The organism is Streptomyces sp. H27-C3, assembly GCF_030063415.1.
Taxonomy (GTDB): Bacteria; Actinomycetota; Actinomycetes; order Streptomycetales; family Streptomycetaceae; genus Streptomyces.
On sequence record NZ_JASITA010000004.1, the window covers coordinates 150,854 to 169,387 of the forward strand.

Below are 18,534 nucleotides of genomic sequence, written 5' to 3' on the forward strand. Positions count from 1 at the left end.
CCGTTCCGGATACGGAACGGGCCCTCGAAACACCGGCGGATCAGTTGCTCACATCATGTCTTCGATGTCGGCTGCGATGGGGTCCGCGTCGGTGCCGATGACGACCTGGATCGCGGTGCCCATCTTGACGACGCCGTGGGCGCCCGCGGCCTTGAGGGCGACTTCGTCGACCTTGCTGGGGTCGCGGACCTCGGTGCGGAGGCGAGTGATGCAGCCTTCGATCTCTTCGATGTTCTCGATACCGCCGAGACCGGCGACGATCTTCTCAGCCTTGCTGGCCATGTCTTTCTCCCTGTTTCCCAAAGCACGAAGTCTCGGCCCATCGTGGTCCGCTCTGACACGGTAACTCACGGTTGGCCCAACTTCGCGGGCGTGCAGACGCCTCGTACCGAATGATGGCGATCACCGGCGCCCTGTCTTCCGGCCGAGCTCCGGACCGTATCGCGACTGGTCTACACCAGTTTCCAACGCCCGCCAAACCTGGCTCGTTCCGGGAGGACGCCGATGAGTTCGAACAGTGCGGCCGTTCCACACAAGAACGTGCCGGAGAAGAAGTGGTGGAACGGTCTCTTCCAGGGCCTGCAGAAGATGGGGCGCAGTCTTCAGCTCCCCATCGCCGTCCTCCCGGCGGCGGGCATCCTCAACCGGCTCGGTCAGCCGGACGTGTTCGGTGACGAGGGCCTGGGCTGGACGAACATCGCCAAGGTCATGGCGGGTGCGGGCAGTGCGCTGCTCGACTCGTCGCTGGGGCTGCCGCTGCTGTTCGCGGTGGGTGTGGCGATCGGCATGGCCAAGAAGTCGGACGGCTCGACCGCGCTCGCGGCGGTGGCCGGTTTCCTCGTCTACTACTCGGTACTGCACCAGTTCCCGGTGGCCTGCCCGTCGGGTTCGACGACGGTCACGGGTGGCTGCCTGGCCGGGGAGGCCTTCACAGCGGCGACGTACCAGAATCCGGGCGTCTTCGGCGGCATTGTCATGGGCCTGCTGTCGGCGTGGTTCTGGCAGCGCTATCACCGCGTGAAGCTGGTGGACTGGCTGGGCTTCTTCAACGGCCGCCGCCTCGTCCCGATCATCATGGCGTTCGTGGCGATCGCGTTCGCGGCGATCTGCCTGTGGGTGTGGCCGCCGATCGGTGACGGGCTCACGAGCTTCAGCAAGTGGCTGGTGGATCTGGGTGCGAGTGGTTCGGGCATCTTCGGTGTCGCGAACCGTGCGCTGCTGGTGATCGGTCTGCACCAGTTCCTGAACGTCTTCGTGTGGTTCCAGTTCGGCGACTTCACGAAGGCCGACGGCACCGTCGTGCACGGTGACATCAACCGGTTCCTGGCGGGTGACCCGACGGCGGGCCAGTTCACCACGGGCTTCTTCCCGATCATGATGTTCGCGCTGCCGGCCGCCGCGCTGGCCATCACGCACTGCGCGAAGCCGCATCGCCGGAAGGCGGTGGGCGGTCTGATGCTGTCGGTCGGTCTGACGTCGTTCGTCACGGGCATCACCGAGCCGATCGAGTACTCGTTCCTCTTCATCGCGCCGCTCCTGTACGCGATCCACGCACTGCTGACGGGTGTCTCGATGTTCGTGACGTGGGAGCTGGGCGTGAAGGACGGCTTCAGCTTCTCGGCCGGGTTGATCGACTACGTCATCAACTGGGGCCTGGCGACCAAACCATGGCTGATCATTCCGATCGGCCTCGGCTTCGCGGTGATCTATTACGCGCTCTTCCGGTTCGCGATCACGAAGTTCAACCTGCCGACTCCGGGCCGGGAGCCCGAGGAGCTGGAAGAGGAAATCGAACGGGAGAACACAAAGGCATAACGGCACGACAGCCGCCCGACCGACGACAACGGGCCTTCCCGTCCGCAACGCCCAAGGCCCCCGGACCTCACGGTCCGGGGGCCTTGGGCGTACGTGTGCGGATGTGTCCCTGAGCACGGAAATCGAGGGTTCCTTATCTGTCCTTCACCGTGCTAAAACAGGTCTACACCACTGAGTGGTGTAGACCACGTGGCCTTCGGCCACGTACCCCCGAAGACGCCGCCGTCCCCCTTTTCCATGTCCCCTGGCGGCGCCTTGCCCCATGGAGGAACTGATGTCCACGGACAGCGCCGCCCCCGCGGCCGTCAAGAAAAAGGGCTCTGGCGCGATGGCCGTCATGCAGCGCATCGGCCGCAGCCTCATGCTGCCGGTCGCCGTGCTGCCTGCCGCCGCGCTCATGCTGCGCCTCGGCCAGGGCGACATGCTCGGCAAGGAATCGTTCCCGACCGTCATCACCAAGATCGCCAGCTACATGGCGGCCGGCGGCGGCGCGATTCTGGACAACATGCCACTGCTGTTCGCCGTTGGTATCGCGATCGGCTTCGCCAAGAAGTCCGACGGCTCGACGGCTCTCGCGGCCGTCGCCGGTTACCTGGTGTTCCAGAAGGTGCTCGCCACCTTCACCGACGGCAACCTGCCGAAGGTCGCCGCGGTCGCCGACGGCAAGATCGTCATGAACGAGGCGCCGGTCAACGCCGGTGTCCTCGGCGGTGTGGTCATGGGCATCGTCGTCGCCCTGCTCTACCAGCGCTTCCACCGCACCAAGCTGCCCGACTGGGCCGGCTTCTTCGGCGGTCGCCGCCTCGTTCCGATCCTCGCGTCCTTCGCGGGTCTGCTCATCGGCATCATCTTCGGTCTCATCTGGCCGATCCTCGGCGCTGGTCTGCACAACTTCGGCGAGATGCTCGTCAACTCCGGCGCGGTCGGCGCGGGCATATTCGGTATCGCCAACCGCGCACTGATCCCCGTCGGAATGCACCACCTGCTGAACTCCTTCCCGTGGTTCCAGGCCGGCGAGTACAACGGCAAGCACGGCGACATCGCCCGCTTCCTCGAAGGCGACCCGAGCGCCGGACAGTTCATGACCGGCTTCTTCCCGATCATGATGTTCGCCCTCCCGGCGGCCTGTCTCGCGATCGTCCACTGCGCACGCCCCGAGCGTCGCAAGGTCGTCGGCGGCATGATGTTCTCGCTCGCCCTCACCTCCTTCGTGACCGGTGTGACCGAGCCCATCGAGTTCACCTTCATGTTCATCGCGCCGGTGCTCTACGCCGTCCACGCGGTACTGACCGGTGTCTCCATGGCGCTGACCTGGGCACTGGGGATGAAGGACGGCTTCGGATTCTCCGCGGGTCTGAGCGACTTCGTCATCAACCTGGGCATCGCGTCCAACCCGTGGGGTCTGGCCCTGGTCGGCCTCTGCTTCGCAGTCGTCTACTACGTGGTCTTCCGCTTCGCGATCACCAAGTGGAACCTCCCGACGCCCGGTCGCGAGAGCGACGAAGAGCTCGCCGAGCTCGCCAAGGCCGAGGCCAAGTAGGCCTCCGGCTCAGCTGTCAAAGCCGAAGCCCTTGAGCCTCCGTCCGGAGGCTCAAGGGCTTCGGCTTTTCGCGTGCTCGGCTTGCGTCAGACCTCGTACTCCGCGCCCGCGGCGGCGAGTTCCACCGGGCCGTCGTACACCGCGCGGGCGTCCGCGAGGTTGACCTCGGCGTTCGTCCACGGCGGGATGTGTGTGAGGACAAGTCGGCCCGCGCCCGCGCGGGCCGCGTGCGCGCCCGCCTCCCTGCCGTTGAGGTGCAGGTCGGCGATGTCCTCCTTGCCGTACGTGAAGGACGCCTCGCAGAGGAACAGGTCGGCGCCCCCGGCGAGTTCGTCCAGGGCCGTGCAGACGCCCGTGTCGCCGGAGTACGTGAGGGTCCTGCCGCCGTGCTCGATACGGATGCCGTACGTCTCGACCGGGTGGCAGACCTTCTCCGTACGCACCGAGAAGGGGCCGACGTCGAAGGAGCCGGACTTCAGCGTGTGGAAGTCGAAGACCTCGCTCATCGACTTCTCGCTGGGGGTGTCGGCGTACGCCGTGGTCAGGCGCTGCTCGGTGCCCTCCGGTCCGTACACCGGGATCGACGGAGGGCGACCGCCCTCGTGCCGGTAGTAGCGCGCGACGAAATAGCCGCACATGTCGATGCAGTGGTCCGCGTGGAGATGGCTGAGGAAGACGGCGTCGATGTCGTAGAGACCGACGTGGCGCTGCAGCTCGCCGAGGGCGCCGTTGCCCAGGTCGAGAAGCAGCCGGAAGCCGTCGGCCTCGACGAGGTAGCTCGAGCAGGCCGATTCCGCGGACGGGAACGACCCCGAGCAGCCGACGACGGTGAGCTTCATGGAGCGTGAACCTCCGTGACAAGAGACGGGGAGGGTTCGTGCGGGTTCGTCGAGCGTAAGGCGCGAAAGACCTGGTCGCTCCTCGATGACCGTCCGTTGTGGGGGAACTCACCTGCGCTGTCACCGGTTCGGGCGAGGCGCGCGATTCGGGCCGCGCGCCGGTACGGTCGGGGGTATGAACACGTCCTGGTGGCTGGCGCTGGTCGCCGTCGTGGTGATCGCGCTGGTCGCGGCGCTGGCCGACGGCTGGAAACGCGGGCGTCGTCCCGGCGGGCGCACGCGGCCCCCTGCGCGCCCCCGGGGACCACGCCGGAAGACGGGCGGGCGCAGTCCGCAACCCGGGGAGATCTGGTGGGCCGATGTGCCCTTCGAGGACGGTCCCGGCTCGAAGGACCGGCCCTGTCTCGTGCTCTCCCTGCGGGGCGGGAACGCGCTCGTCGCGAAGATCACCAGCAAGCACCATGAGGAGCGGCCCGGGGTGATCGCGTTGCCGCAGGGTGCGGTGGGTGATGCGAACGGGCGACGCAGCTTCCTGGAGACGGATGAGCTGCGGGATGTCGCCGTGCGGGAGTTCCGGCGGCGGGTGGGCGTGGCGGACCCGGTGGTGTGGGCGCGGGTCCGGCATCTGGCTCGCTGAGCGGGTGCGCGGCTGAGCGGGTGCGCGGCGGTGCGCGGCTGAACGAGGTGCCGGGCTGAACGGGGGTGCCGCTGCGCGGAGCTGTCCCCTGCCCGCCCCTTCCCGAAACTGGGGGCAAGCCACCAGACCCCCGGACGCCCTGCGGGCGTGTCCTCAAACGCCGGACGGGCTGACTATGCGCCGTGTCCGGGAAACTTTCAGCCCGTCCGGCGATTGAGGACCGGGGTCTGGGGCGGAGCCCCCACGCGGCGGCAGCCGCGAAGTGTCACAGCCGGGAAGGGGCGGGGTGGGGAACAGCGCCGCAGGCGGCCCCGGCCCGGACCCGTGTCACGCCCAGAGCTGGCCCTGCAGCGTTTCGATGGCTGCCTCCGTCGTCGGCGCCGTGTAGACGCCCGTCGACAGGTACTTCCAGCCGCCGTCCGCGACCACGAACACGATGTCCGCGCTCTCCCCCGCCTTCACCGCCTTGTTGCCCACGCCGATCGCCGCGTGCAGCGCCGCACCCGTGGAGACGCCCGCGAAGATGCCCTCCTGCTGGAGCAGCTCGCGGGTGCGGGTCACCGCGTCCGCGGAGCCGACCGAGAAGCGGGTGGTCAGGACGGACGCGTCGTAGAGCTCGGGGACGAAGCCCTCGTCGAGGTTGCGCAGGCCGTAGACCAGGTCGTCGTAGCGCGGCTCGGCTGCGACGATCTTGATGCCGGGGACGTTCTCGCGCAGGTAGCGGCCGACGCCCATGAGCGTGCCCGTGGTGCCGAGGCCCGCCACGAAGTGGGTGATCGAGGGGAGGTCGGCCAGGACCTCGGGGCCGGTGGTGGCGTAGTGCGCGCCCGCGTTGTCCGGGTTGCCGTACTGGTAGAGCATCACCCAGTCCGGGTGCTCGGCTGCGAGCTCCTTGGCTACGCGTACCGCCGTGTTGGAGCCGCCCGCCGCCGGGGACGGGATGATCTCCGCGCCCCACATGGCGAGCAGCTCGCGCCGCTCCGACGAGGTGTTCTCCGGCATGACGCAGACGATGCGGTAGCCCTTGAGCTTGGCCGCCATGGCCAGCGAGATTCCGGTGTTGCCGCTGGTCGGCTCCAGGATGGTGCAGCCGGGGGTCAACCGGCCGTCCTTCTCGGCCTGTTCGACCATGTGGAGCGCGGGCCGGTCCTTGATGGAGCCGGTCGGATTACGGTCCTCCAGCTTGGCCCAGATCCGGACGTCGTCCGACGGGGAGAGCCGCGGGAGGCGGACGAGCGGCGTGTTGCCGACCGCAGCGAGGGGGGAGTCGTACCGCATCAGACCATGCCGCCGGCCACGGCCGGGAGGATCGTGACGCTGTCGCCGTCGGCGAGCTTGGTGGAGATGCCGTCGAGGAAGCGGACGTCCTCGTCGTTGAGGTAGACGTTCACGAAGCGGCGCAGCTCGCCGCCGTCGACGATCCGCTCCAGGATGCCGTTGTGCCGGCTCTCCAGGTCGGTGAGGAGGTCGGCGAGCGTGTCCCCGCTGCCTTCGACGGCCTTGGCGCCGTCGGTGTAGGGGCGGAGGATGGTCGGGATACGGACCTCGATGGCCATGGCGTTGGGCTCCTGTCGGAAGTGGCGTGGACGAGTGGCGTGCGATGCGCGCGGCGGTGTCCCGCGCTGGGACGGGGGCGGGCAGGCGCTCCGGGCCGCGGCTCAGGCCGTGCGGCGGGAGGGCAGGCTGCGGCCCGTACACATCGCGCTGGAGAGCCTGCACAGGTCGACGTGCAGGCGCGCGACGAGCAGCGTGCCCGGCGTCTTTTCGCTCACGTCGAGGGGAACCATGCGGTCATCGTATCGATTCCCGGTCCGGGTTCTGGAATGTGGTCTCACATCGTGGTCGAATGGTGTTCGACAGGTGGATGGGCCTGGGTCGACGGCAGGTAGACGACCGTCGGGGCGCCGGTCGCGGGGTGGATGCTGACCTCGGCCGATACGCCGTAAACGGTGTGCAGGAGGTCGGCGGTGAGGACCTCTTTGGGCGTGCCCGATGCGACGATCCGGCCGGCCGCGAGGACGTAGATGCGGTCGCAGTAGTACGCCGCGAGGTTCAGGTCGTGCAGGGCCAGGAGGTTGGTGGTGCCCAATTCCCGGACCAGGCTGAGGATTTCCAGCTGGTAGCGGATGTCGAGGTGGTTGGTCGGCTCGTCGAGGACAACGAGCGACGGCTGCTGGACGAGGGCCCGCGCCATCAGGGCCCGCTGGCGTTCGCCGCCCGACAGGGAGGCGAAGCCCCGTTCGGCGAGGTCCGCGATGCCGACCCGGGCGAGAGAGGACCGTACGAGCTCCGCGTCGGTCTCGGTGTCCGCCTCCCAGAAGCGTTTGTGCGGGGAGCGGCCCATGGCGACGACCTCGCGGGTGGTCAGCTCGAAGCCCGCCTGGCCGTCCTGCGGGACCGTCGCGATACGCCGGGCGCGGGCCTTCACCCCCATGGTGTGCAGGTCGTCGCCGTCCAGCAGGACCCGGCCGTGGGTGGGGGCCAGCGACCCGTACACGCAGCGCAGCAGGGTCGTCTTGCCGCTGCCGTTGGGGCCGACCAGGCCGACGGTCTCGCCGTGCGCGGCCGTCAGGTCCACGTCGTCGACGAGGTGGTGGCCCCCGATTCCGTAACTGAGCCCCTCAGTGCGCAGCTCGGTCATGCGGGGGCTCCTTCGGGGCGGCGGCGCAGCATCCACAGGAAGAACGGGCCGCCGGTCAGCGCGGTCAGTACGCCGACGGGGATGTCCTGGGGCGCCGCGACGGTACGGGCGGCCAGGTCGGCCACGACCAGGAAGACGGCCCCGGCGAGTGCGGTGACGGGCAGCAGTCTGCGGTGTCCGGCGCCGACGACCATGCGGGCGGCGTGCGGGACCATCAGGCCGACGAAGCCGATCGCGCCGCTGAAGGCGACGAGTACGCCGGTGAGCAGCGAGGCAAGGACGAAGACCGCGGCGCGGAAGCGGCCGGTGTCCAGGCCCAGGACGGTGGCACCCTCCTCCCCCACCAGGAGCAGGTCGAGCGGGCGGGCGACGCCGAGGAGCAGGGCCATACCCGCGATGAGGACGATCGTGGGCAGTGCGAGCTGGTCCCAGCGGGCGCTGCCGAGGCCACCGAGGGTCCAGTAGAGGATTTCCTTGAGGTGGTCGGCGCGGGCCGAGGTGACCATGAGGAGGCTGGTCAGCGCGGACAGGATGTAGGAGACGGCGACCCCGGCGAGGACGAGCCTGCCGGTCGTCAGGGTGCCGCCGGTGCGGGCCAGCGCGTACACAACGACGAGTGAGGCGAGCGCCCCGGCGAAGGCCGCCAGCGGGATGGTGACGGTGGTGGCGACGCCCGCGCCGATGCCGAGCACGATGACGGCGACCGCGCCCACGGAGGCCCCGGAGGAGACGCCGAGGAGGAACGGGTCGGCGAGCTGGTTGCGTACGAGGGCCTGCAGCACGGTGCCGATGACGGCGAGCCCTGCGCCGACGACCGCGCCGAGCAGGACGCGCGGCAGCCGGACGTCGAGGACGATCGTGCGGTACGGGCCGGGGTCCGCGCCGCCGGTGACGATCTCCAGGACTCGGTCGGCGGGGATCCGTACCGAGCCCAGCGCGAGGCCCGCGACCGTCGCCAGGGCGAGGGCCGCGGCGAGGCCGGCGAGTACCAGGCCGTAGCGCAGCCGCCCGCGCGCGGCGGGGGTCTTGCAGGGCACGGGCGCTACTTCTTCAGGTCCGGGTGCAGCTGTTGGGCCAGTTTCTCGATGGCGGCGGGGACGCGGACGCCGAGGACCATGTCGGAGAGCGGCACCACGGCGAAGCGCTTGTTCCTGATGGCGGGGACGTCGGCGAGCGCCGGATCCTCCAGGAGCCGCTTCTTCTTCTGGGCGACGGTGGTGGCGCCGTAGTCGTAGATGACGATGGCCTGGGGCTTGCGGTCGACGACGTTCTCCCAGGAGGCGTCACCGAAGGACTTGTTGAGGTCGCCGAAGACGTTGGCGCCGCCGGACCTGCTGATGATCTCGTTGCCGATGCCCTTGCCGCCTGCGGTGAAGGCGGTCTTGTCGCCGCTGTCGTAGATGAAGACGGAGACCGGGTCGAGGTCCTTGAGCTTCTTGGCGGTGGCGGCGTCGGTGGCCTTGGCCTCGGTGATCCAGCGCTCGGCACGGTCGCCGACGCCGAAGGTGCGGCCGGTCTCGCGGACCTCGGTGTAGAGATCGTCCAGGGTGGCTTTGCCCTTGTCGCAGTTCTCCACGTTGAGGCGCGACTCGATGCCGGACTTCTTGAGGGCCTCGCGACTGCGGCCGTCGCTCGCCGTGAACGCGGACGCGTAGCCGCCGTAGACGAAGTCGGGGTCGGCGGCGAGCAGCTTCTCGTACGAGGGGTACTCCTTGGCCACCACCGGGGTGGCCTCGTACGCCTGCTCGTACTCGGGGAGCACCTCGTCGTCGAGGTACGCGGTCCCGGCGAGGGACTTCGCGAGACCGAGCTCCAGCATCACCTCGGTGACGTGCTGGTTCATGGTGACGGCGCGCTTGGGGGGCGCCTGGAAGGTGGTCTTCACGCCGCAGTTGGTAACGGTGTACGGGAAGCCCGCACCCGCCTTGGCCGCGGGCTTCGCCTCCGGGGTGGAACTGCAGGCGGTGAGCGGGAGCAGGGCTGCGGCGGCGGTTATGAGCGCGGCGATGTTGCGGGTACGCGGGGGCCAGGACATGACGGTGTGCCTCCTCCGGGGGATTTCCTCGTCCCCTGGTCGGTGGTGCGGAAGGCGGCAGCTCAGTTCCTGGCTTCCAGGCGTTTCGCCTGGTCACAGTGGCGGGACCGTGCCGGATTCGCACCGGCTTCCTGGGCCTGCCGCCCGGGTCGGGCACAGTGTCTCACCCGGTTGGGGCTCGGCCGCACGGACCCGGCCCGGGTCTGTGCGGCCGAGCCCTGTCCGGCCCGCGGCTGCCCGGTCCTGGTGGGTGCGGGCGCGTGGGCGGGGCGCGGTGACCCCGTCGGCGTACGCCGCGCGCTTCCGCAGCACGGACCCGGGGGCCGGTTCCCTGTTCAGCTCTCGATCGTGACGTCTTCCTCCGTGATCACGCCGTCCACGATGCGGAACGAGCGGAACTGGAAGGGACCCTCGTCGTCGGTGTCGGCGGTGGAGACCAGGACGTAGTGGGCGCCGGGCTCGTTGGCGTACGAGATGTCCGTACGGGACGGGTAGGCCTCGGTCGCGGTGTGCGAGTGGTAGATGATCACGGGCTCCTCGTCCCGGTCGTCCATCTCGCGGTACAGCTTCAGCAGGTCACCCGAGTCGAACTCGTAGAACGTGGGCGAGCGCGCGGCGTTCAGCATCGGAACGAACCGCTCGGGGCGGCCCGCGCCCTCGGGGCCTGCGACCACGCCGCAGGCCTCGTCGGGGTGGTCGGCGCGGGCGTGCGCGACGATCTGGTCGTGCAGGGCCTGGGAAAGGGTCAGCATGGGCCCAGGATAAGCAAAGGGTCCCGCCCGTACCGAGGAGTGGTACGGGCGGGACCCTATGCCGGACAGTCGGAGCCGCGGGGCCCCGGTCAGCCCTTGCGGGCGAAGTTCTCCGGGTTGCGCTTCTTTATCACCAGGTACGAGACGCCGAGCAGCAGCGCCCAGACCGGCGCGCAGTAGAGCGAGATCCGCGCGTCCTCGTCGATGGCCATCATGGTGATGACCAAGCCGATGAAGCCGAGGGCGAACCAGCTGGTGTACGGCGCTCCGGGGGCCTTGAACGTGGACTGCGGCAGCTCGCCGCGGTCGGCCTTGGCCCGGTAGCGGAGCTGGGCGCACAGGATCATGATCCAGGCCCACATGCCGGAGATGGTCGCGAAGGAGACGACGTAGTTGAACGCCTCGCCGGGCCACTGGTAGTTGATCCAGACACCGACGAGCATCAGCGCGGCCGAGAAGGTGGTGCCGACCAGCGGCAGGCCGTTCTTGGTCAGCTTCCTGAAGGCCTTCGGGCCCTGCCCGTTGAGCGCGAGGTCACGCAGCATGCGGCCGGTGGAATACATGCCGGAGTTGCAGGACGACAGGGCCGCGGTCAGCACCACGAAGTTCACGATCGCCGCGCCGACGCCGAGGCCCATCTCCTCGAAGGCCTTGACGAACGGGGAGACGCCCGGCTTGAAGGTGCTCCACGGGACCACCGAAAGGATCATGATGAGCGCGCCGACGTAGAAGACGGCGATGCGCCACGGCACGGTGTTGATGGCCTTGGGCAGGACGGTCTTGGGGTCCTTGGACTCGCCCGCGGTGACGCCGACGAGTTCGACGGCGAGGAAGGCGAACATGACGATCTGCAGGGTCATCAGCGTGCCGGTGATGCCTTCGGGGAAGAACCCGCCGTCGTTCCACAGGTTCGCCACGGTCGCGGTGTCACCGGCGTCGGAGAAGCCGATCGTGAGGACACCGGCGCAGATCAGGATCATGCCGATGATCGCGGTGACCTTGACCATCGAGAACCAGAACTCCAGCTCGCCGAAGAGCTTCACGGAGATCAGGTTCGCGGCGTACAGGATGACGGTGAAGACCAGTGCGGAGAGCCACTGCGGGATGTCCCACCAGTACGTCATGTAGGTGGCGGCCGCGGTGACCTCGGTGATGCCGGTGACGACCCAGAAGAGCCAGTACGTCCAGCCGGTCACGAAGCCGAAGAAGGGGCCGAGGAACTCGCGGGCGTACTCCGAGAAGGAGCCGGCGACGGGGCGGTACATGAGCAGCTCGCCGAGCGCCCGCATGATGAAGAAGATCACCAGGCCGGCTATGGCGTACGCCAGGATCAGGCTGGGCCCGGCCCTGTCGATGGCCTTGCCCGCGCCGAGGAAGAGGCCGGTGCCGATGGCGCCGCCGATCGCGATCATCTGGATCTGGCGGGCCCCCAGCGCTCGCTGGTAGCCCTCGCCCGGCGCGCCGGGCGCGTCCGCGGCCTCATTGCCGTCGTCGTGTGGCTTGTCGACCTGCACTGAGGTCATGGTGTTGCGCCTTTCTCCATGCGATCCGCGCCTGTCGCAGGCAGCGGATCAGATCCTGATCCCCCCGGATATGGATGGAGTGCGTCCGGCGGTCAGCCGGTCGCAGCGCCCCCGTGGACATGGGTGGCGTCCCCGGGGGTCGTGAAGATCTATCACGGTGAGAAGGGTGATCGATGAGCCCAAATGTGGCGCACGGCACGTGCAAACCGGCACAAAAGTCCCTTGGGGCGGCAAAGGATCCGGGTACGTTCACTCGATCGTTATCCGGATTTGAGTGTCCGTTGAGCGAACACCTTGATCGACATGTCCCGACAGATCAGGGCAGCTCCCCGCCCGCCCGGCCACACCTACGGCATGAGCGTCTCGATGAGGCTTTCCTGGAGCGCGCCGAGCCAGAGGTAGGCCATCACCATCGGCTTGCGCGGGTCGTCGTCGAGCAGCCGGTAGAGCTCGCCGCTCTCGTCCTCGTCGGTGACCTCAAGCCGGGTCCCGATGGTCAGCCGCAGGTCGTTGAGCGTGCCCAGCCAGTGCCGCGCGTCGGCGGCGGCCAGCTCCAGCACGGTCCCGCCGTCGCCCTTGGCGCCGAGCGAGTCCAGGGTGCGTACGACGGCCAGGGCGTCCTCACGCTTGCGGCCGCGCAGGTCGTTCTCGGTGAAGCGGCGGAACTCGGCGGAGGCTTCCCGCAGATCCTTGTCGTCCGGATCCGTGCCGGGCCCGGTGTACGCCTCGGGGAACAGCCGCGCCAGGGCCACGTCGGAGGGCGGCTCGCTCGGGCCCTCGGCGAAGAGGGCGGCCAGCGGGTCCTCGCCCTCGACCGGCTCCTCGCCGGGGCCGACCAGCTCCAGCAGCTGCACGGCCAGGCTGCGCAGGATGGAGACCTCGACCTCGTCGAGGGCGACGGCCGAGCCGCCGTGCTTCTTCTTCTCGAAGAGCCCGGCCATCAGTTGCGGTCCTGCGACAGCGTCGCCCACAGCCCGTATCCGTGCATCGCCTGCACGTCGCGCTCCATCTCCTCGCGGCTGCCGCTGGAGACGACGGCGCGGCCCTTGTGGTGGACGTCGAGCATCAGCTTGTGCGCCTTGTCCTTGGAGTAGCCGAAGTACGTCTGGAAGACGTAGGACACATAGCTCATGAGATTGACCGGGTCGTTGTGGACCAGCGTCACCCAAGGGGTGTCGGGCTCGGGTACGGCGAAGGTCTGTTCGGCCGACTCGGTCTGTTCGATCTCTGCGGGAGCAACACTCACTTGTCCCATGCTGCCACTGGGAAGGGCCCATCGCACAAACGGCCCCCTTTGATCTCGTCACTCTGACGAGATCAGGGGTAGCATCCCTGCCATGAACACTGCGGACCTCGGGCTGCCGGTGGATGTGCCGTCGACAGCTCTCTTCACCGATCAGTACGAGTTCACGATGCTGCAGGCCGCGCTCAGGGCCGGCACCGCCGATCGGCATTCGGTCTTCGAGGTCTTCACCCGGCGGCTGCCCGAGGGGCGGCGCTACGGAGTGGTGGCGGGTACCGGGCGGGTCCTGGACGCCGTGGAGAACTTCCGCTTCGACGCGGACGTGCTGGGCTTTCTGCGCGAGCACGACATCGTCGACGAGCCGACCCTGCGCTGGCTCTCCACGTACCGCTTCACGGGTGACATCTGGGGCTACCCGGAGGGTGAGGTCTACTTCCCCGGCTCACCTATCCTGCGGGTCGAGGGCAGCTTCGCGGAGTGTGTGCTCCTGGAGACGGTGATCCTGTCGATCCTCAACCATGATTCGGCCATCGCCGCCGCGGCCTCCCGGATGGCCGCCGCGGCGGGCGGGCGCCCGCTCATCGAGATGGGCGCCCGGCGCACGCACGAGCTGGCCGCCGTCGCCTCCTCGCGCGCCGCCTACGTCGGCGGGTTCACCTCGACCTCGGACCTCGCGGCCGGCTTCCGCTACGGCATCCCCACCGTCGGCACCAGCGCGCACGCCTTCACCCTGCTGCACGACAGCGAGCGCGACGCGTTCGAGGCGCAGGTCGCCTCGCTGGGCAGCGGCACGACGCTGCTGGTCGACACGTACGACGTCACCCGGGCGGTCCGCACCGCCGTCGAGGTCGCCGGGACCGGCCTCGGCGCCGTCCGTATCGACTCGGGCGACCTGCTGCTCGTCGCGCACCGGGTGCGCCAGCAGCTGGACGAGCTGGGTGCCACCGGGACGAGGATCGTGGTGACGAGCGACCTGGACGAGTACGCCATCGCCTCGCTGGCGGCGGCGCCGGTGGACGCGTACGGCGTGGGCACCCAGCTGGTGACCGGCAGCGGGCACCCGACCTGCTCGATGGTCTACAAGCTGGTCGCCAGGGCCCGCAGCGCGGACCCGAAGGCGCCGTTGCAGCCGGTGGCGAAGAAGGCGATGGGCGGCAAGACCTCGATCGGTGGCCGCAAGTGGGCCGCGCGCCGGGCGGACGAGCACGGCGTCGCGGAGGCGGAGGTCGTCGGGACCGGGGCCGTGCCGCCCGAGCTGGCCGACCGGCAGTTGCTCGTGGAACTCGTCAAGGGCGGCGATGTGGTGGCGCGCGAGCCGCTGGACGCGGTGCGCGAGCGGCACATCACGGCGCGCGGCGCGCTGCCGATGTCGGCGATGCAGCTCTCCAGGGGCGAGCCGGTGCTGCCCACCGAATATGTGTAGGCACAGGCGTAGACGCGGTCGTACGTATGCATGAAAGCGGGGTGAGCGGGCATGTGCCCCCCGGAACCATTGCGGCTTTTATCAGCCAAATGCCCTCTCCCGCAAGGCCGTTGAAGTCTCTACGCTCGAATCACACCGCCCGCGCCTGTCAGACACCGTCGCCGCCGGGGGGCCCGCTCCCTCTCCGACGGAGACCGACCGGCCACCCTCTCGTCCCCACCGAAGGGCACCTGCCATGCACCGCGCCTTGATCGTCGTCGACGTTCAGAACGACTTCTGTGAGGGCGGGAGCCTCGCGGTGCCGGGGGGCTCCGACGTCGCCGCCGCCATCACGGATCTGATCGGCGCGGCCCCGGCCGGCTACCGCCATGTCGTCGCCACCCGCGACCATCACATCGACCCGGGCAGTCACTTCGCCACGCCCCCGGCGCTCCCCGACCATGTCCACTCCTGGCCGGTGCACTGCGTCGCCGGCACGGAGGGCGTGGGCTTCCATCCGAACTTCGCGCCGGCCGTCGCGTCGGGCGCGATCGGCGCGGTCTTCGACAAGGGCGCGTACTCGGCGGCGTACAGCGGCTTCGAGGGCTCCGACGAGAACGACGTCCTGCTGGGCGACTGGCTGCGGGGCCGCGGGGTCACCGAGGTGGACGTGGTCGGCATCGCGACCGACCACTGCGTGCGCGCCACGGCCCTGGACGCGGTGCGCGCGGGCTTCTCCACCCACGTCCTGCTCGACCTGACGGCCGGTGTCTCCGAGGCCACCACCGAGCGGGCCCTGGAGGAGCTCCGCGAGGCCGGTGTGGAGCTGTCGGGCAAACCGGTGGTGTGAGAGGGCGGTCCGGCCGGTGGCGGGAGGCCGCCACCGACCCCGTGGGAGCGCTCTCGGGCGCGGCCCGCGGCTGGGCCCTCAGGCGGACCGCAGGGATGACCTGAGCAGCGCCCGTATCGGGTGCCAGAGCTCCTCGACCTCCTCCGGGGCCGAGCGCCACAGCAGGCCGTCGGGGTGGTGCAGGACGGCCGTGATCTCGTCCAGGGTGGGCGGCGCCGCGTTGCCGCGCAGGTAGACCGCGCGCAGACCGAGATTGCGCAGCCGGGTCAGGGCGCGGGCCCGGTTCACCGAGTGCACCAGGACGCGGACCTTGTGGCCGTCGGCCGCGGGGCTGGGCAGCGTGAGGGCGACCACCACGCTGCCTCCCGGGAGCCTGACGAAACCTCCACCGGACATGCCGACCACTCCCCCGTAAGACGCCGTGTCAATAAGAGCTCGCTAAGAGGCATCTAAACGCGAACGGCCGCCGCCCGCTAGAGGGCGACGGCCGATCATGCTCTGACCTGCGATAAAGCGGATTACTTGGTGGAGGGGCCGACCTTCACGGTCATGGTCTGGCCACTCTTGGGCTCGCTGACGATCGAGATCTTGGTGTTGGTGTCAGGAACCTTCACTCCACCGGTCGGGTTCGCCTTGTCCCAGTACGTCCCCTTGCGGTCGTCGAAGACCGAGACGCCCTTCTGCGACTTCAGCCGCAGCGGAACGTCCGCGTTGTGCAGCGTGAAGGTGTCCGTCCGGTACCGGCTGAACGACGAGTCGAAGGTCTGGATCTTGTTGCGCAGCAGCGTGCCGTCCGCCCACTTCAGGGCCTTGGCGTGCGCGTCCACGGGCAGGATCAGGCCCTGGCCGTGGTGCTGGCTGGTGTTGTTGTCCTTCTGCGAGGTGTCCCAGAACCAGACCATCAGGCCGTTCTGGTACGGGTAGTGCTCAACCCAGCTCGGCCGGGTCTTCGAGAAGCCGAAGTTGTACGGGCCGTTCCTCAGAGTCTTGTCGTACGACACGTACTGGCGGTTCTCGGCCAGGTAGTACTGCTCGTAGTCCTTGGTGAAGGACTCGCCGATGCGCGAGAAGCCCTTGGCGGTCCAGCCGTTGTCGTCGCCCTCGGCGCCGTCCGTGAACAGCGGCTTGCCGTCGGCGGTCACGGTGATCGCGTCGGCCGCGAAGCCCTTGCCGCCGGCGCCGCCGTCGGTCTGGTAGCGGAAGCGGACGTCGACCTTCTTGCCTGCGTACGCGTCGAGCGGGAAGGCCAGCTTCTTGTACGCGCCACCCGTTCCTGTCAGGCCGGGCTTGTCGGCGGCGTCGCGCTCCAGCGCCTTGCCGTCGGCCGTGCCGTCGAGCGCGTTCCAGGTCTTGCCCGCGTCGGTGGACGCCTCGGCGTACAGCCAGTCGTAGTTGGCCTCGATGTCCCACCAGCCCTGCAGGTCCAGGGACGCCTTCGCCTTGCCCGCCAGGTCGACGGACCGGGTGAGGGTGTTCTTGAGGTCGTCACCCATGCCGCTCCACCACTGCTTGGAGCCCTCGGAGGGCTTCACGACAGTCGTGGTGACGGCCTTCTTCGGCAGCTCGACGACGAGCGCCTGCGGGTTCTTGGTGTTGTACGCGGCGACACCCAGCTTGTGCGTCGACTTCTTCGCGGCCTTGGCCTTGTCGTAGTCGAGCCAGCCCAGCTGGAGCTTGTCCCAGGCGGTCATGTCGCCCGGCAGGTCGCCGATTTCGTTCTTCGCGGTGCCGAGCCAGGAGCCGGCCGACATCAGGGACCAGAAGCCGACGCCGTTCTCGCCGCCGCCCGAGGTGTCGTACAGGTCGGGCAGGCCGAGGTCGTGGCCGTACTCGTGGGCGAAGACGCCGAGCCCGCCGTTCTCCGGCTGCATCGTGTAGTCGCCGACCCAGATGCCGGTGTCGCCGATCTGGGCGCCGCCCGCCTGGTTGCCCGCGGGGCCGGTCTTGCCCTGGTCGGTGCCGTACGCGTACCAGCGGTGCGCCCACAGGGCGTTCTCGCCCTGGGCGCCGCCGCCCGCCGACTCGTCCTCGCCGGCGTGCACCATCTGGAAGTGGTCGATGTAGCCGTCGGACTCGTTGAAGTTGCCGTCGGCGTCGAAGTCGTAGCGGTCCCACAGGTCGTACTTGGCGAGCTGCGCCTTGATCTCGGCCGGGGTCTTCCCCTTGGCCTTCTGATCGGCGGTCCAGGCGGTCACACCGTCGCGGACCGTGTCCCAGACGTTGGAGCAGTTGGTGTCGCCGCAGTAGTTCGAGCCGTAACGGGCCTCGTTGTAGTCGACCTTGACCCAGTCGGAGACGTCGCCGTCGACCGAGTAACGGCCCGACGAGGTCTTCTCGTAGTAGGTCTTCAGCGACTCCTGGCCCTTGGCCTTGCCGAAGTACAGGTCCTTGAAGTGCTTCTGGTTGTAGTCCTTCTGCCAGGCCGTGGAGTTGTCCTCCTTACGGTCCGGCTCGGCTATCGCGTTGTGCGCGGGGCCGGGATCGCCGCCGTACTTCTTGACGGGCGGCCTGGGGCCGTCACCGTCCGGGTCGTGCATCGTGGTGTTGTCGACCTTGTCGCCGAACTCCACCAGGATCGTGAAGATCTTGTCGGTCTTCTCCCGGCCCAGCTCGACGTACTTGCGGTCGTCGAGCTTCACGACCTTGGAGCCGCCACGCTGCCGCACCGTGGCGTCGCCGGATATGACCTTTTCGAGCGCGGCCTGACGCGCGGCGTCCTGCTGCTTGCTGAACGGGCCTTCGAGATCGTGCTCGACATGGCCCTTGGCGGGCGCCGGGTCACGGCGCTCGGCCTCCGCCGATCCCGCTGCGGCCGACGTCTTCTCGTCGGCCTGCGCGGTGGCGAACGCGGATGCGGTCGCGGCGGCTGTTGCCATGGCAACGACCATGGCGGCGGCTCTGATCCGCCCTCTGTTGGTGGTCACTTGACGATGTCCTCCCCTGCGGCCGCACCAGCACGGACCGAAGGTGAGGGGTTCCGGGCGCGACACGCGTCTCAAGTGACGACATTTGACCGGAGTCTCAGAAGAAAAGACAGATCTTGACTTAAACGAGCCAAGTGCACTATGCAGACGCTCAGTTCCGTTATCCGAACACTTGGCGGATGCGGATGACGCCCGAAACGGGTCCTGAGCGGGCCTCGGCCGACGGGGACCAGCGCCGTCGGCGGGCGCGTCGATCTCACCTGTTGGAATACGGAATGACTCCGTGCGCCCCCCATGCCTCGGTACCGTGGGTTAGGTCACGCTTACTACCTG

Annotated in this window: 19 protein-coding genes and 1 riboswitch; of the genes, 5 read left to right on the forward strand and 14 right to left on the reverse strand. The window is 68.8% G+C overall.

What is annotated here, in order from left to right:
- Window positions 1–48: 48 nt before the first annotated feature.
- The gene (locus QMK30_RS05560) at window positions 49–282 is read right to left on the reverse strand and encodes a PTS sugar transporter subunit IIB (protein WP_283516009.1); all 234 of its coding nucleotides are present in this window, start codon (window positions 280–282) and stop codon (window positions 49–51) included.
- Window positions 283–504: 222 nt separating this feature from the next.
- Here QMK30_RS05560 and QMK30_RS05565 point away from each other — a divergent pair, with 222 nt between their 5' ends.
- Complete coding sequence (locus QMK30_RS05565; RefSeq protein WP_283516010.1) at window positions 505–1,815, forward strand: PTS transporter subunit EIIC; 1,311 nt, start codon at window positions 505–507, stop codon at window positions 1,813–1,815.
- 274 nt (window positions 1,816–2,089) lie between these two features.
- Complete coding sequence (locus tag QMK30_RS05570) at window positions 2,090–3,355, forward strand: PTS transporter subunit EIIC (RefSeq protein WP_283516011.1); 1,266 nt, start codon at window positions 2,090–2,092, stop codon at window positions 3,353–3,355.
- A gap of 86 nt (window positions 3,356–3,441) precedes the next feature.
- Here the strand turns inward: QMK30_RS05570 and QMK30_RS05575 are convergent, their stop codons facing one another.
- Window positions 3,442–4,194, reverse strand: a complete 753-nt coding sequence (locus QMK30_RS05575) for an MBL fold metallo-hydrolase (RefSeq protein ID WP_283516012.1) — start codon at window positions 4,192–4,194, stop codon at window positions 3,442–3,444.
- A 175-nt stretch (window positions 4,195–4,369) separates the two neighbouring features.
- Here QMK30_RS05575 and QMK30_RS05580 point away from each other — a divergent pair, with 175 nt between their 5' ends.
- Complete coding sequence (locus QMK30_RS05580) at window positions 4,370–4,831, forward strand: type II toxin-antitoxin system PemK/MazF family toxin (RefSeq protein ID WP_283516013.1); 462 nt, start codon at window positions 4,370–4,372, stop codon at window positions 4,829–4,831.
- 327 nt (window positions 4,832–5,158) lie between these two features.
- On the opposite strand, the gene QMK30_RS05585 is transcribed toward QMK30_RS05580, so the two are convergent.
- The 10 genes from QMK30_RS05585 to clpS all read right to left on the reverse strand — a co-directional run bounded on the left by QMK30_RS05585 (window position 5,159) and on the right by clpS (window position 13,037).
- Complete coding sequence (locus QMK30_RS05585) at window positions 5,159–6,109, reverse strand: PLP-dependent cysteine synthase family protein (protein ID WP_283516014.1); 951 nt, start codon at window positions 6,107–6,109, stop codon at window positions 5,159–5,161.
- Window positions 6,109–6,387, reverse strand: a complete 279-nt coding sequence (locus QMK30_RS05590; protein WP_283516015.1) for a MoaD/ThiS family protein — start codon at window positions 6,385–6,387, stop codon at window positions 6,109–6,111. Before QMK30_RS05590 ends, QMK30_RS05585 begins: the two co-directional genes overlap by 1 nt.
- 102 nt (window positions 6,388–6,489) lie before the next feature.
- Entirely contained in the window at window positions 6,490–6,618 is a 129-nt protein-coding gene (locus QMK30_RS05595; protein ID WP_283516127.1) for a putative leader peptide, read from the reverse strand.
- Between the two features lie 44 nt (window positions 6,619–6,662).
- A complete protein-coding gene (locus tag QMK30_RS05600; RefSeq protein WP_283516016.1) occupies window positions 6,663–7,472 on the reverse strand; it encodes an ABC transporter ATP-binding protein in 810 nt (269 codons plus the stop codon).
- Window positions 7,469–8,509 carry a FecCD family ABC transporter permease gene (locus tag QMK30_RS05605; RefSeq protein ID WP_283516017.1) on the reverse strand — a complete coding sequence of 347 codons (1,041 nt, stop codon included), beginning with the start codon at window positions 8,507–8,509 and terminating at the stop codon, window positions 7,469–7,471. Before QMK30_RS05605 ends, QMK30_RS05600 begins: the two co-directional genes overlap by 4 nt.
- Window positions 8,510–8,514: 5 nt before the next feature.
- The gene (locus tag QMK30_RS05610; protein WP_283516018.1) at window positions 8,515–9,507 is read right to left on the reverse strand and encodes an ABC transporter substrate-binding protein; all 993 of its coding nucleotides are present in this window, start codon (window positions 9,505–9,507) and stop codon (window positions 8,515–8,517) included.
- Window positions 9,508–9,560: 53 nt separating this feature from the next.
- Window positions 9,561–9,652: riboswitch (adenosylcobalamin (AdoCbl) riboswitch) on the reverse strand.
- Window positions 9,653–9,842: 190 nt separating this feature from the next.
- Window positions 9,843–10,259, reverse strand: a complete 417-nt coding sequence (locus QMK30_RS05615; RefSeq protein ID WP_283516019.1) for a M67 family metallopeptidase — start codon at window positions 10,257–10,259, stop codon at window positions 9,843–9,845.
- An 89-nt stretch (window positions 10,260–10,348) separates the two neighbouring features.
- Complete coding sequence (locus QMK30_RS05620) at window positions 10,349–11,782, reverse strand: amino acid permease (protein ID WP_283516020.1); 1,434 nt, start codon at window positions 11,780–11,782, stop codon at window positions 10,349–10,351.
- A gap of 347 nt (window positions 11,783–12,129) precedes the next feature.
- Window positions 12,130–12,723 (reverse strand): DUF2017 domain-containing protein, encoded by a 594-nt coding sequence (locus QMK30_RS05625; protein WP_283516021.1) that lies wholly within the window; start codon window positions 12,721–12,723, stop codon window positions 12,130–12,132.
- Window positions 12,723–13,037, reverse strand: a complete 315-nt coding sequence (gene clpS / locus QMK30_RS05630) for an ATP-dependent Clp protease adapter ClpS (RefSeq protein ID WP_283516022.1) — start codon at window positions 13,035–13,037, stop codon at window positions 12,723–12,725. The genes QMK30_RS05625 and clpS overlap by 1 nt, the downstream gene beginning before the upstream one ends.
- Before the next feature lie 82 nt (window positions 13,038–13,119).
- Here clpS and QMK30_RS05635 point away from each other — a divergent pair, with 82 nt between their 5' ends.
- Together QMK30_RS05635 and QMK30_RS05640 are read left to right on the forward strand one after the other, a co-directional pair.
- Window positions 13,120–14,448, forward strand: a complete 1,329-nt coding sequence (locus QMK30_RS05635) for a nicotinate phosphoribosyltransferase (RefSeq protein WP_283516023.1) — start codon at window positions 13,120–13,122, stop codon at window positions 14,446–14,448.
- Window positions 14,449–14,683: 235 nt separating this feature from the next.
- A complete protein-coding gene (locus tag QMK30_RS05640; RefSeq protein ID WP_283516024.1) occupies window positions 14,684–15,277 on the forward strand; it encodes a nicotinamidase in 594 nt (197 codons plus the stop codon).
- A 78-nt stretch (window positions 15,278–15,355) separates the two neighbouring features.
- On the opposite strand, the gene QMK30_RS05645 is transcribed toward QMK30_RS05640, so the two are convergent.
- Both QMK30_RS05645 and QMK30_RS05650 read right to left on the reverse strand, forming a co-directional pair.
- On the reverse strand, window positions 15,356–15,673 hold the full coding sequence (locus QMK30_RS05645) for a hypothetical protein (protein ID WP_283516025.1): 318 nt from the start codon (window positions 15,671–15,673) through the stop codon (window positions 15,356–15,358).
- Window positions 15,674–15,795: 122 nt separating this feature from the next.
- Complete coding sequence (locus tag QMK30_RS05650; protein ID WP_283516119.1) at window positions 15,796–18,153, reverse strand: immune inhibitor A domain-containing protein; 2,358 nt, start codon at window positions 18,151–18,153, stop codon at window positions 15,796–15,798.
- Between the last annotated feature and the right edge of the window lie 381 nt (window positions 18,154–18,534).

Bases quoted from the DNA above. Each gene is read 5' to 3' on its own strand.
- QMK30_RS05650 (WP_283516119.1), bottom strand. From the start codon at position 18,153: ATGGCAACAGCCGCCGCGACCGCATCCGCGTTCGCCACCGCGCAGGCC.
- QMK30_RS05645 (WP_283516025.1), bottom strand. From the start codon at position 15,673: ATGTCCGGTGGAGGTTTCGTCAGGCTCCCGGGAGGCAGCGTGGTGGTC.
- QMK30_RS05615 (WP_283516019.1), bottom strand. From the start codon at position 10,259: ATGCTGACCCTTTCCCAGGCCCTGCACGACCAGATCGTCGCGCACGCC.
- QMK30_RS05580 (WP_283516013.1), top strand. From the start codon at position 4,370: ATGAACACGTCCTGGTGGCTGGCGCTGGTCGCCGTCGTGGTGATCGCG.
- QMK30_RS05570 (WP_283516011.1), top strand. From the start codon at position 2,090: ATGTCCACGGACAGCGCCGCCCCCGCGGCCGTCAAGAAAAAGGGCTCT.
- QMK30_RS05585 (WP_283516014.1), bottom strand. From the start codon at position 6,109: ATGCGGTACGACTCCCCCCTCGCTGCGGTCGGCAACACGCCGCTCGTC.
- QMK30_RS05560 (WP_283516009.1), bottom strand. From the start codon at position 282: ATGGCCAGCAAGGCTGAGAAGATCGTCGCCGGTCTCGGCGGTATCGAG.
- QMK30_RS05635 (WP_283516023.1), top strand. From the start codon at position 13,120: ATGAACACTGCGGACCTCGGGCTGCCGGTGGATGTGCCGTCGACAGCT.
- QMK30_RS05595 (WP_283516127.1), bottom strand. From the start codon at position 6,618: ATGGTTCCCCTCGACGTGAGCGAAAAGACGCCGGGCACGCTGCTCGTC.
- clpS (WP_283516022.1), bottom strand. From the start codon at position 13,037: ATGGGACAAGTGAGTGTTGCTCCCGCAGAGATCGAACAGACCGAGTCG.
- QMK30_RS05625 (WP_283516021.1), bottom strand. From the start codon at position 12,723: ATGGCCGGGCTCTTCGAGAAGAAGAAGCACGGCGGCTCGGCCGTCGCC.
- QMK30_RS05590 (WP_283516015.1), bottom strand. From the start codon at position 6,387: ATGGCCATCGAGGTCCGTATCCCGACCATCCTCCGCCCCTACACCGAC.
- QMK30_RS05610 (WP_283516018.1), bottom strand. From the start codon at position 9,507: ATGTCCTGGCCCCCGCGTACCCGCAACATCGCCGCGCTCATAACCGCC.
- QMK30_RS05620 (WP_283516020.1), bottom strand. From the start codon at position 11,782: ATGACCTCAGTGCAGGTCGACAAGCCACACGACGACGGCAATGAGGCC.
- QMK30_RS05575 (WP_283516012.1), bottom strand. From the start codon at position 4,194: ATGAAGCTCACCGTCGTCGGCTGCTCGGGGTCGTTCCCGTCCGCGGAA.
- QMK30_RS05600 (WP_283516016.1), bottom strand. From the start codon at position 7,472: ATGACCGAGCTGCGCACTGAGGGGCTCAGTTACGGAATCGGGGGCCAC.
- QMK30_RS05640 (WP_283516024.1), top strand. From the start codon at position 14,684: ATGCACCGCGCCTTGATCGTCGTCGACGTTCAGAACGACTTCTGTGAG.
- QMK30_RS05565 (WP_283516010.1), top strand. From the start codon at position 505: ATGAGTTCGAACAGTGCGGCCGTTCCACACAAGAACGTGCCGGAGAAG.